At 68.3% G+C, this 11,473-nt stretch carries 9 protein-coding genes; 2 read left to right on the plus strand and 7 right to left on the minus strand.

Annotated elements, in window-relative coordinates; all coding sequences use genetic code 11:
* The first annotated feature begins 82 nt into the window (after positions 1-82).
* On the plus strand, positions 83-1,720 hold the full coding sequence (locus SD37_RS18825) for an ABC-F family ATP-binding cassette domain-containing protein (RefSeq protein ID WP_044853131.1): 1,638 nt from the start codon (positions 83-85) through the stop codon (positions 1,718-1,720).
* Positions 1,721-1,818: 98 nt separating this feature from the next.
* Here SD37_RS18825 and SD37_RS18830 read toward each other — a convergent pair whose 3' ends face one another.
* The 7 genes from SD37_RS18830 to SD37_RS18860 form a co-directional block, all read right to left on the minus strand.
* Positions 1,819-2,658: a carbohydrate ABC transporter permease gene (locus tag SD37_RS18830; protein ID WP_044853132.1), complete on the minus strand. Its 840-nt coding sequence runs from the start codon at positions 2,656-2,658 to the stop codon at positions 1,819-1,821.
* Complete coding sequence (locus SD37_RS18835; RefSeq protein ID WP_236725416.1) at positions 2,655-3,542, minus strand: carbohydrate ABC transporter permease; 888 nt, start codon at positions 3,540-3,542, stop codon at positions 2,655-2,657. The genes SD37_RS18830 and SD37_RS18835 overlap by 4 nt, the downstream gene beginning before the upstream one ends.
* A gap of 7 nt (positions 3,543-3,549) precedes the next feature.
* Complete coding sequence (locus SD37_RS18840; protein WP_044853134.1) at positions 3,550-4,827, minus strand: extracellular solute-binding protein; 1,278 nt, start codon at positions 4,825-4,827, stop codon at positions 3,550-3,552.
* A 137-nt stretch (positions 4,828-4,964) separates the two neighbouring features.
* Positions 4,965-7,070: an alpha-galactosidase gene (locus SD37_RS18845; protein WP_044853135.1), complete on the minus strand. Its 2,106-nt coding sequence runs from the start codon at positions 7,068-7,070 to the stop codon at positions 4,965-4,967.
* A 97-nt stretch (positions 7,071-7,167) separates the two neighbouring features.
* On the minus strand, positions 7,168-7,605 hold the full coding sequence (locus SD37_RS18850) for a PPOX class F420-dependent oxidoreductase (RefSeq protein WP_044853136.1): 438 nt from the start codon (positions 7,603-7,605) through the stop codon (positions 7,168-7,170).
* Positions 7,605-8,570 (minus strand): RNA polymerase subunit sigma-70, encoded by a 966-nt coding sequence (locus SD37_RS18855; RefSeq protein ID WP_044853137.1) that lies wholly within the window; start codon positions 8,568-8,570, stop codon positions 7,605-7,607. Before SD37_RS18855 ends, SD37_RS18850 begins: the two co-directional genes overlap by 1 nt.
* A gap of 451 nt (positions 8,571-9,021) precedes the next feature.
* Positions 9,022-9,969, minus strand: coding sequence for a methionyl-tRNA formyltransferase (locus SD37_RS18860; RefSeq protein ID WP_044853138.1), 948 nt, complete (start codon positions 9,967-9,969; stop codon positions 9,022-9,024).
* 137 nt (positions 9,970-10,106) lie between these two features.
* Here SD37_RS18860 and SD37_RS18865 point away from each other — a divergent pair, with 137 nt between their 5' ends.
* The gene (locus SD37_RS18865; protein WP_044853139.1) at positions 10,107-11,450 is read left to right on the plus strand and encodes a lysine N(6)-hydroxylase/L-ornithine N(5)-oxygenase family protein; all 1,344 of its coding nucleotides are present in this window, start codon (positions 10,107-10,109) and stop codon (positions 11,448-11,450) included.
* Positions 11,451-11,473 lie beyond the last annotated feature (23 nt).

Here is an 11,473-nt window from a genome sequence, read left to right on the forward strand (position 1 = left end):
CGTTCCGTGATCGGTTGGATACTTGCCACTCTTCTGAGGGACCACGAGCTGTTCAATCGGTCCCCGTAGACTTACCGATCTCATGAGCGCCACACTCGTTGCCAAAGATCTCGCCGCCGGCCACGGCGACCGTGTCCTGTTCTCCGGTCTCGACCTCGTCGTCGCGCCGGGCGAGGTGATCGGCCTCGTCGGCGTCAACGGGGCGGGCAAGTCGACCCTGCTCAAAACCCTCGGCGGCCTGGTACCGCCGGAGGAGGGCAGTGTCCGGCTGAACCCGCCGACGGCCACCGTCGGTCACCTCCCGCAGGAGCCGGAACGCCGTGCGGGGGAGTCCGTCCGCGCGTTCCTCGCACGCCGCACCGGGGTCACCGCCGCGCAGGCAGCGCTCGACGCCGCCACAGAGGCGCTGACCGCGGGCGAACCCGGCGCGGACGACGCCTACGGCGAGGCGCTGGACCGCTGGCTCGCGCTCGGCGGCGCCGATCTGGACGACCGGGCGGGCGAGGTCGCCGCGGAACTCGGGCTCACGATCAACCTCGACCTGCCGATGCTGTCGCTGTCCGGCGGGCAGGCGGCGCGGGCGGGGATGGCGTCGCTGCTGCTGAGCCGGTACGACATCTTCCTGCTCGACGAGCCGACCAACGACCTCGACCTCGACGGACTGGAGCGGCTGGAGCGGTTCGTGACCGGCCTGCGCGCCGGGACGGTGCTGGTCAGTCACGACCGGGAATTCCTCGCCCGCACCGTCGACCGCGTCGTCGAACTGGACTTCGCGCAGCAACAGGTACGGACCTATGGCGGCGGCTACGAGTCCTATTTGGAGGAACGCGCCGTCGCGCGACGGCACGCCCGCGAGGAGTACGAGGAGTTCGCGAACACCAAGGCCTCGCTCGAAGCCCGTGGCGCGATGCAGCGTTCGTGGATGGAGAAGGGCGTCAAGAACGCCCGGCGCAAGGCGACCGACAACGACAAGGTCGGCCGCAAGTTCCGCAGCGAGGCGACGGAGAAGCAGGCGTCGAAGGCCCGCCAGACCGACCGCATGATCGAACGGCTCGACGTCGTCGAGGAACCGCGCAAGGAATGGGAACTGCGGATGGAGATCGCCGCGGCGCCCCGGGCGGGCGCGGTGGTGGCGACCCTGCGCGGCGCGGTGGTGCGGCGGGGCGAGTTCACCCTGGGTCCGGTGGACCTGCAGATCGACTGGGCGGACAAGGTGGCGATCACCGGGGCCAACGGCGCCGGGAAGTCGACGCTGCTGGCCGCCCTGCTCGGCCGGGTCCCGGTCGACGAGGGCGGCGCGTCGCTCGGCTCCGGTGTCGTCGTCGGCGAGGTCGACCAGGCGCGGAAGCTGTTCCTCGGTGACCTCCCGCTCGTCGAGGCCTTCGCCCGCGAGGTGCCGGAACTCGCCGACGCCGACGTGCGGACGCTGCTGGCGAAGTACGGGCTGAAGGCCGCGCACGTCCTGCGGCCGGCGGCCACGCTGTCGCCGGGGGAGCGGACGCGGTCGGCGCTGGCGCTGCTGCAGGCGCGCGGGGTGAACCTGCTGGTGCTCGACGAGCCGACGAACCATCTGGACCTGCCCGCGATCGAGCAGCTGGAGTCGGCGCTGTCGGAGTATCCGGGGACACTGCTGCTGGTCACCCACGACCGCCGCATGCTGGACGCGGTGGCGACCACGCGGCGGCTGGAAGTGGCCGACGGGAAGGTCACCGAGCTGTGAACGGCTCTTTCACGCTCACCGGAGTGTTATGAAAGTCCCGTTCATTGCGAAATTTGTAATGAACGGGACTTTCATAACATCCGGGGGTTGACAACGGGTCAGCCCTTGGTCGCGCCGCCCGTGAGGCCCTTCACGAACTGTTTCTGCAGCGCCAGGTAGAAGATCAGCACCGGCAGCGTCGCCAGGAACATCAGCGCGAACACGCTCCCGAGGTCCGCCTGGTACTGGCCGATCGAGCGGTAGACGCCGGTCGTGATCGTGGTCCCCTGACCGGGGCCGAGGATGATCAGCGGATCGATGAAGTCGTTCCAGATCCACACCCCCAGGAAGATCAGCACACTGGCCGTGGCGGGGCGCAGCAGCGGGAACACGATCCGCCAGAACACCTGCGTCCGGCTCGCCCCGTCGAGCAGGGCGGCCTCCTCGAGTTCCACCGGCACCCCGCGGATGAACCCGGTGAACACGAAGACCCCGAACGGCACGTAGTACCCGACGTTGAACAGCACCAGGCCCTGCAGGGTCGCCATCAGCCCGGTCAGCCGCAGTACCTCGGTGACCGGGATCAGGATCACCTGCGGCGGGATCATCAGGCCCGCCAACAGGATCAGCGCGAGGACCTTGGTCCAGCGTTTGCCCGAGCGCGCCAGGTAGTGGCCGAGCATGGCGGAAAGCACCGTCAGCACGAGGATCGACAGCAGCGTCACGAGCAGGCTGTTCGCCAGGCTCACCCAGAACAGGCCGTCGGGCCGGGTGAGGACGGCGTGGATGTTGGTCAGCGTCGGCGGCAGCGGGACCGACGCCGGTTCCCGCGCGATCAGCTCGCCGGGTTTGACCACGTTGACGAGCACGTAGTACAGCGGCACGAAGAAGATCGCGCTCACCAGGATCGCCGCGGTGGGCCGGAGCCACGACCGCTTCGCACCGTCCACTGTGGTCACAGGTCGACCTCCCGCCGCCGCAGGAAACGCAGCACGATCGTGGTCAGCGTCGCCACGATCACCAGCATCACCACGGCCATCGCGGAGGCGTAGCCGACGTGGTTCGCGTCGAGGCCGGTGGCGAGGACGTTGAACGCGATCGTGGCCGTGGTCCCCGAACCCGGGCCGCCGTTGGTGACGACCTTGACGTGGTCGTAGGTCTTGAACGCCGAGATCAACAGGACGACGGTGTTGATCGTCAGTGACGGCGCGAGCAGCGGCCAGGTCACCGCGCGGAACCGCCGGACGGGTCCGGCGCCGTCGATCTCCGCCGCCTCCAGCAGTTCGGCCGGGACACCCTGCAGGCCCGCGAGGTAGACGACCACGCAGAAGCCCAGCATCTGCCAGCAGACGATCGACGCGACCGAGTACAGCGCCAGATCCGGGTCCGAGAGCCAGCCCGGCGGATGCTCGACACCGATCGCGCGCAGGGCCTCGTTGATCGGGCCCCGGTCGTCGAGCAGTTTCGTCCAGATGATGCTGACGACGACCGAGCTGAGGATCACGGGCGTGAAGAACACGCTCCGCAAAGCGTTGTACAGCCAGCCTTTCCGGTCGAGCAGTAGGGCGACGCCGAGGCCGAGCAGGTTCGGCACGATCACCACGATCACGGTGAGGATCGTGGTGACCCGGAGCGCGGTCAGGAACTGCTCGTCCTGGAAGAGCAGTGCGTAGTTTTCCAGGCCCACGAACTCCGAAGGCGGATTGAACGGGTTGTGGTTCGTCAAGCTGTAGCCGAAGCTGATGAGGATCGGCGCCAGCACGAAGCAGAGATAGATGAGGACGCCGGGAGCGCCGAACGAGGCGAAATGCCACACCCGTGGCAGGATCGGTTTTCTCCCCATCGTGGTGTCAGCGCGCCTTCGCCCACTCGGTGTCCAGGAACGCGCACGCGTCGGCCACCGTCTTGCGGCCGGTGATGACGTCCTGGGCGGCCTGGTAGACCTTGTCCTTCATCCCAGGCAGGAGCCCGTCGTCCGCGGTCTCCCAGCTGAAGGCGTTCACGACGGCGTTCTTCGCGACGGCTTCCCGGTACAGGTCGTAGCCCGCCTTGAAGACCGGTCCGGCGTCGGAGGGCGGCGTGTAACCCTTGATGGCGGGGAACAGGCCGTCGGCCTTGACCGAGGCGTCGATCTGTTCCTTGTCGAGCTGGAACGCGAGCGCGAACTTCTTCGCCGCGTCGAGGTTCGGGGATTTGGCGTTGACGACGATGCCACCGCCGGTATAGGCGGGCACGACGAGTTTCCCGTCCTCGGAAGGGAAGTTGAAGACGCCGATGTCGAACGACGGCTTCTTGGCGTCGGCGCTGGCGGCGAACCAGTTGCCCATCGGGTACATCGCGCCTTCGCCCTTGAGGAAGGCCGCCTCGGTCGCCGAGTAGTCCCGCGAGACCTGCGTCTTGTCGAGGTAGCCCTTGGCGACCAGGTCGGCGAACTTCCCGAACGCCCGCTGGAAGTCCGGATCGGTGAACTTGACCTGGTCGGCCCGCCGCCGGGAAAGCCAGTCCGGGGTCTTGCCGTAGACGTCCACGCTGACCAGGCCGTCGAGCAGCATCGCGGACGGGAAGCCCTCCTTGCCGCCGCCGATGGTGAACGGCGTGATGCCCTTCGCCTTCAGTTTCTCCGACGCGGCAAGGAGGTCCGCCCAGGTCGCCGGGACCGAGGTGATCCCGGCGTCGGCGAAGAGCTTCTTGTTGTAGTAGATCGGCGGGATGGTCTGGGTGTTGGCGGGCAGCTGGTGGTGCCCGCCCTTGATCGGGTTGGCGCCGGGGAACTGGAAGTCCTTGAGCTCCTCGGGCGTCCACGCGTAGAGGTTGCCCGATTCGGCGAAACCGGCCGAGTCGACGGCGATCGCGACGTCGGGGAACTGACCGGACTGCAGCAGCTGCTTGGCGTAACCGGTGCGATCGGTCGACGGGGCGACCAGTTTCTTCACGCTGAGACCGGGGTTCCGGTCCGTCACGCGCTTGATCGCGGAGTCCCAATAGGACGGTGGCAGATTCGGCGTTTCGAAGGTCAGGAAGGAGATCTCCGAACCGCCGCCGGAGCCGCCCGTGCCGCCGCCGACGGTACAGCCGGTGAGGCTCGCGGCGAGGAGCAACGCCGCTCCCAACGCGAAGGACCTTCTCATGCCCGTTCACCCTTCTCACGGCGATCTACGGCGTCTCATATACGACGGCATTCGATCGGATGTCTAAGGTGATGTCAAGCAGGTCCACCGGGCCAAATCGGCTCAAAAAGGGCGATACATCTGATCTATCGTTCGGCTCAGAGCTTGGTCAGACGGATCACCACACTCGCGAAATCACCGGCCGGAAGACCGGGGAACAGGCCGTGTGCCAGCAGTGCGGCGCCGTGCCAGACCTTCCCGGTGTCCTCGTCGCGGTACCGGGCGGCGGGGTCGAGACCGTCGAGCCGGACCGGTCGTTCGGAAGTGGGGAAATGTGCCGCTTGCCGGAACACGAACACCACCGCCCGCCCGCCGTCGGCCGCCACGTACTGCAGCGCCGAGACCCCGTCGGTGGTCGGCGGCACGAGCCGGTAGAGGCTGCCGTGCTGTACGACCGGCCGGATCTCCTTGTACAGCGCGATCTGTTCCCGCGCGTAGCCGAGGTCCTCCTCGGACCACTTGACGATGTCGCCACCGATGCCCAGCACACCCGCCATCGCGACGTGGAACCGGAACCGCAGCGGGGTGGAGCGCTGCGTGATGAAGTTGGGATCGTCGGTGACCCACGCCGACATCGCGCGGGGCGGATACACCTGCCCGTAGCCGTGCTGGATGACGAGCCTGTCGAGCGCGTCGGTGTTGTCGGAGGTCCAGACCTGGTCCGTCCTCGCCATGACCCCGAGGTCGATCCGGCCGCCGCCACCGCTGCACGCCTCGATCCGCAGCCCGGGATGGCCGTCGCGCAGGCGGTCCATGATCGCGTAGACCGCGCGGGTGTGCTCCACCCACAGCCGGTCCGGGTCACTGTCGGCGGGCCAGCCCGCTTCGCTGAACGGGCGGTTCATGTCCCATTTCAGGAAATCGATCTCGTGCTCGCCGACGAGGGCGTCGAGCCAGCCGAACGCCCATTCGGCGACGTCCGGCCGGGCGAAGTTGAGCACCAGCTGGTTTCGCAGTTCCGATCGTGTCCGATGTGGATGGTGCAGGACCCAGTCCGGCCGCGCACGATAGAGGCCGCTGTCCGGGTTGACCATCTCCGGTTCGACCCAGATCCCGAACTTCATCCCGAGCCGTCGTACTTCACTGATCAGCGGCTTGAGGCCGTCGGGGAACTTCTCGCGGTTGACCTGCCAGTCGCCGAGGCCGGCGTGGTCGCCGCTGCGGGCGCCGAACCAGCCGTCGTCCATCACGAACAGTTCGACCCCGAGCGCCGCCGCCTTCTCCGCCAGCGCGCGCTGCCCGGTTTCGGTGACGTCGAATCCCGTCGCCTCCCAGGAGTTGTAGAGCACCGGCCGGAGTTCGCCGGGATGGGGAAGGACATGGCCGAGCGTGTACGCGTGCCACGCGCGGCTCGCGGCGCCGAAGCCGCCGTCGGTGTACAGCCCGGCGAAGACGGGGGTGGTGAGCGTGTCACCGGGTGCGAGCCGGTGGACGACGCCGTCCTGGCCGAAGCCGCCGGTCACGGTGACGCGGCCGTTGGACGAGCGGGTGGTGGTGATCCGCCACGAACCGCTCCACGCGAGCGCGGCGCTGTAGACCTCGCCGTGGCGCTCGGTCGCCTCGCCGTCGTCGAGCATCACCCACGGATTGGCGTGGTGGCTGGTGATCCCGCGCCTGCTGCCGAAGGTGGTCTCGCCGTGGGGGACCGGCTCGCGGAGCAGCTGGCTTTCCGCGGCCCAGCGGCCGGTGACATGGCTGATCCGGTAGTCCGGCCGGAGCGGCACGACCCAGCTCGCCGAATCGGCCCGGACGACCTCGATCGGGTCGTCCGTACCGTCGTGGGTGAGTTCGGTCCAGCGCTCGATGACGTCGGTGCCCGCCGGGACGCGGTAGCCGAGGGTGATGCGCAGGGGGTAGTGGCGGTCGCGGAAACGAACGCGCAGTTCGCCGCCGTCGATGTCGTGGGAGAGGTACCGCCATTCGAGGGCACGGGTGCCGTCGGCGAAGCGGACCTGGAGGGCGGGGGTCCAGTGGCGGGTGCCGCCGTCGGCGGCGAGTTCGTCGAGCCCCTCGTCGGGATCGTTGAAGGAGTCCCATCGGGAGCCGGACCCGGGGAGGACGTCGGAGAGCTGCGCCGGGGTGAGCGCCGGTCCCCAGTAGACGTGGGCGGGGGAGTCATCCTCGGCCAGCCGGAGCGCGTAGCTCGTGGCTGCCGTGCGGATGAGCCAGGAACGGGTGTTTTCGTCGAAAACGATCTCGGGCACGACGCCATCCTGGCCTCCCGCGGCCGCCCTGGCCAAGAGTCTCGTGAGTGGCAATGAGGGTTCTAACCGTCATTACCACTCACGAGACCCAGTGCCGTCAGCCGCCGACCTTCGCGATCGCCACGATGTTCTCCGGCCGCACCCGCACCAGCACCTTCCCCGGCGAGGTCGCGTACTCCAGCCAGCCGTCGATCGTCTCCTGCCCGGCCTCGCCGAGGTACCGCTCAGCGATCAGCGCCGACCCGGAGCGAACCGCGTCGGGATCCGAAACGATCTCCGCGACGCCTTCCACGCTCACGAACGAATACGGCGGACGCGGGTCCTCGGCGACCACCGCAACACGCGGGTTCTCCTTGAGTGTCCGGCCTTTGACGGTGTCGATGCCCAGGTTGACCAGGATGTCTTCCCCGTCGACGGCGAACCAGACCGGCACGGCGTGCGGCCTGCCGTCCGGGCGGGCTGTCGCGAAGACGGCGGTGCGGGTCCCCTCGGCGAGAAAGGCGCGACGCTGCTCGTCGGTCATCTTCTCCGGCATTACTTCCCCCTCAGTGTGGTGTCCAGGCCGAAGGCCGGGAACAGTCGGCTGTCGAACGTGGTGAACTCAGCGGCCTTGCCGTCGACGACCCGGAGGACGTCGAGTTTGAACGCGCGGAACTCGGTGTCACCGGGACGCCGCAGGTACGAGGCGAAGGCGGGCATCCGGTTCGCGTCGACCGCGACGGCGCGCCACTCGCCCATCTCCTCGGCGATCCTGCCGAGGCTGGCGAGGCTCTCGAGCCCGATGTGGCAGTGCGGCTCCGGCGGCATCGTGACGCGGACGTCGTCGCGGACCAGGCTGCTCAGTGTCCCGAAGTCGCCGTTGTCGTGTGCGTCGATGAGCCGCCGGACCAGCGCCCGTTCCTCTTCGGACGGTGCCGACGCGGACCATTCGCCGCGCTGGTGCGGAAGGCGTTCGCGCAGGGTCGCCCGGCCGCGCTGCAGCGCGCTGTTCGCGGCCGGGACGGAAAGGTCCAGCAGCTCGGCGGCTTCAGCTGCCTGCCAGCCGAGGACGTCGCGCAGGATCAGCACCGCGCGCTGCTGCGGCGGCAGCATCTGCAGGACCGCGAGGAAGGCGAGTTCGATGGTCTCCCTGGCGACGGCGAGCGCGTGCGGTTCGCCCTCCGGCGGCGCGATCTCGTCCAGCAGCCTGTCCGGATACGGCTGGATCCAGGGGACTTCGGCGAACGAGCGCAGTGACGGCACCCGCCGCTCGTTCTTGCGGATCGCGTCGAGGCAGGCGTTGGTGGCGATCCGGTACAGCCACGCGCGGAAGTTCCCGCCGTCGAAGGTGCCCAATCCCCGCCAGGCGTTGATCAGCGCTTCCTGGACGACGTCTTCCGCCTCGTCGAACGAGCCGAGCATCCGGTAACAGTGGACGTGCAGTTCCCGCCGGTGCCGTTCGGTGAGCGCGGCGAAGGCGGTTTCGTCCCCCGCCTTCGCCGCGGCGATCGTGTCGGTCATGGCGCCTCCCATCGAGTGTTCTTACCCGATGTAACGGCGCCTTTCGCGGGAACTCATCGGTCCCGCGATGACTTTTTTCCGGACAGCGCCTGACCGCAGGTCAGGGGCGAGCGGTGAGGCAAGGTTGCGCGTCTGCGGGTGCGGCGCGGTGGTCGTGCCGGTCACGACCCGTGGTGGACGACCGAGTGGGGAAGATTCCGGCCGTCCAACGTCCGGAATCTTCCCCACTCGCCCAAGACGGCAGCCAGCACAGCCTTCGCTGCCCACATCCCCCGTCACGGGGTCGGCCGTGGAGGATTCGGGACGTTCAACGTCCCGAATCCTCCACGCTCGACCCCCGGGCACACCAGTGAGTCAGCAAATACCGGGCAGCCGAAGTTGTTTTCGCGACACCACCGGACATCGCCGGGCCACCGGACCGCGACACGCTCGACCCCTCACTACCCGCAGGTCAGGGGCGAGCGGTGAGGTAGCCGCCCATGGTGCGGAAGTAGTCGGTCGCGGCCAGTTCGGTGCCGTCCTCGGTCCGGACGTGCTCGATGACGAGCCCGTGCGAACGGCCGCGCCGCGCCTCCGGTCCGGCGACGATCACGACACCCTCGCCCTCGCGGATGAAGATCCGGCCGGGGGTGCCGCCGTAGAGGCCGGCCGACACCGACGAGCGGATGACGCGCAGTTGCTTCCCGCGGTGGTAGGTGAAGGCGTTCGGGTACGGGTCGGACTGGGCGCGCACCAGCCGTTCGATCTCCTCGGCGGGCCAGGACCAGTCGATGAGGCTGTCTTCGAGGGCGCGTTTGTGGAAGAAGCTGGCCTTCGACCGGTCCTGTTTGACCGGGGTGAAGTTCCCCTTGGCGATCAGTTCGATGGCGTCGGTGGTGATCGGCGCGATGAGCTCCACGGTCCGGTGGAAGAGGTCGGTCGTCGTGTCCTTCGGCCCGACCGGGACGGAGCGCTGCAGCACGATGTCGCCCGCGTCGAGGTCGGCGTCCATCATGTGGGCGGTGACGCCGACCTCCGGCTCGCCGTTGATGAGCGCCCAGATCAGCGGGGAGAAGCCGGCGTAGGCGGGCAGCAGGGAGTCGTGCACGTTCAGTGTGCCGTGGCGCGGCATCTCGAAGATCTCGGGCGGCAGCCAGGTACGCCAGTTGTTGGCGACGATCAGGTCGAGATCGGCTTCCTTCAGCTCCGCCAGTAGTTCGGCGTCGTCGGGACGCTGGCGCAGGAGGGCACGGATCCCGTTGGCCTCGGCGAGGTCCGCGACGGAATCGGACCAGATCTTCTCGTAGGCGTGGTCACTCTTCGGGTGGGTGACGACGAGGGCGACGTCGTGGCCCGCGTCGATCAACGCCCGCAGGGTGCGGTGTCCCCAGGTCTGGTATCCGAACATGGCGACCCGCATGGGACCGGCCTCCTCCTGGTCGAGGGATGAACATCACCACTGAAAGTACTAGTTGAGCCTCACCTAACTTAGGTTAGGGTTCCCTGGTCTTTGTAACGAAGTACCGAGATGCGGCTGAGCCGCGCTAGGGGTTCAAGATGGCACGAGCAGTGGTCGGTGAACGGGTTCCGGTCTACGACGTGGTCGGGGTCGGGTTCGGTCCGTCGAACCTGGCGCTCGCCATCGCCGTCACCGAGCACAACGCCGCACCCGGGGCCGAGACCGTCACGGCCCACTTCCTGGAGCGCCAGGTCCGCTTCGGCTGGCACCGCGGGATGTTGCTCGACAACGCCACCATGCAGGTCTCCTTCCTCAAGGACCTGGCGACGATGCGGAATCCGACGAGTTCGTTCAGCTTCCTGTCGTATCTGCACAGCAAGGACCGGCTGGTCGATTTCATCAACCACAAGAACCTGTTCCCGCTGCGGATCGAGTTCCACGACTACTTCGAGTGGGCGGCGGCGAAGGTCGACGACCTGGTCTCCTACGGCACCGAGGTCCTTTCGGTCACACCCGTCTTCGACCGCGACGAGATCGTGTTCTTCGACGTCCACGCCCGCACCGACGGCGAACTGGTGAACCTGCGCGCCCGCAACCTGGTGATGGGCACCGGGCTGCGGCCGAACTTGCCCGAAGGGGTGACGCCGGGGACGCGGATCTGGCACAACAGCGAACTGCTGCACCGCGTCGAGGGGATGGCCGCCGAGGAGCCGCGCCGGTTCGTCGTCGTCGGCGCCGGCCAGAGCGCGGCCGAGGTCAGCGCCCTGCTGCACGACCGCTTCCCGTGCGCCGAGGTGTGCGCGGTGTTCGCGCGCTACGGCTACAGCCCGGCCGACGACAGCGCGTTCGCCAACCGCATCTTCGACCCCGAGGCGGTCGGGCGGTTCTACGAGGCGCCGGAAGAGGTCAAGGAACGCCTGATGCGCTACCACGGCGCGACCAACTACTCGGCTGTGGACATCGAGCTGATCGACGAGCTGTACCGCCGCGTCTACCGCGAGAAGGTCCAGGGCGTCGAGCGCCTGAAGCTGATCAACGTCTCCCGGCCCACCGAGGTCGTCGACACCGGCTCCGGGGTCCGGGTCACCATCGAGGCGCTGGAGACCGGCGAGCGGACCCGGCTCGACGCCGATTTCGTCGTGTACGCCACCGGGTACAGCCCAGCGGATCCCACGCCGTTGCTCGGCGAACTCGCCTCCGCCTGCGCTCGTGACGACGAGGGCAGGCTGCGCGTCGAACGCGACTACCGGATCGTCACCGAACCGGCGCTGCACGGCGGGATCTACCTCCAGGGCGGCACCGAGCACACGCACGGCATCACGTCGTCGCTGCTGTCCAACACCGCCGTCCGGGTCGGCGAGATCCTGGAGTCCATTGTGGACCGGCGCGCGGCCGACGCGTCGCGGCCCGAGTACGCGGTCAGCGCCACCGGGCCGGCCTGACCCGCATACGACGTTTCACGCTC

The sequence above is a fragment of the Amycolatopsis orientalis genome (genome assembly GCF_000943515.2).
Taxonomy (GTDB): domain Bacteria; phylum Actinomycetota; class Actinomycetes; order Mycobacteriales; family Pseudonocardiaceae; genus Amycolatopsis; species Amycolatopsis orientalis.

Bases quoted from the DNA above. Each gene is read 5' to 3' on its own strand.
- SD37_RS18825 (WP_044853131.1), top strand. From the start codon at position 83: ATGAGCGCCACACTCGTTGCCAAAGATCTCGCCGCCGGCCACGGCGAC.
- SD37_RS18835 (WP_236725416.1), bottom strand. From the start codon at position 3,542: ATGGGGAGAAAACCGATCCTGCCACGGGTGTGGCATTTCGCCTCGTTC.
- SD37_RS18840 (WP_044853134.1), bottom strand. From the start codon at position 4,827: ATGAGAAGGTCCTTCGCGTTGGGAGCGGCGTTGCTCCTCGCCGCGAGC.
- SD37_RS18850 (WP_044853136.1), bottom strand. From the start codon at position 7,605: ATGCCGGAGAAGATGACCGACGAGCAGCGTCGCGCCTTTCTCGCCGAG.
- SD37_RS18855 (WP_044853137.1), bottom strand. From the start codon at position 8,570: ATGACCGACACGATCGCCGCGGCGAAGGCGGGGGACGAAACCGCCTTC.
- SD37_RS18860 (WP_044853138.1), bottom strand. From the start codon at position 9,969: ATGCGGGTCGCCATGTTCGGATACCAGACCTGGGGACACCGCACCCTG.
- SD37_RS18865 (WP_044853139.1), top strand. From the start codon at position 10,107: ATGGCACGAGCAGTGGTCGGTGAACGGGTTCCGGTCTACGACGTGGTC.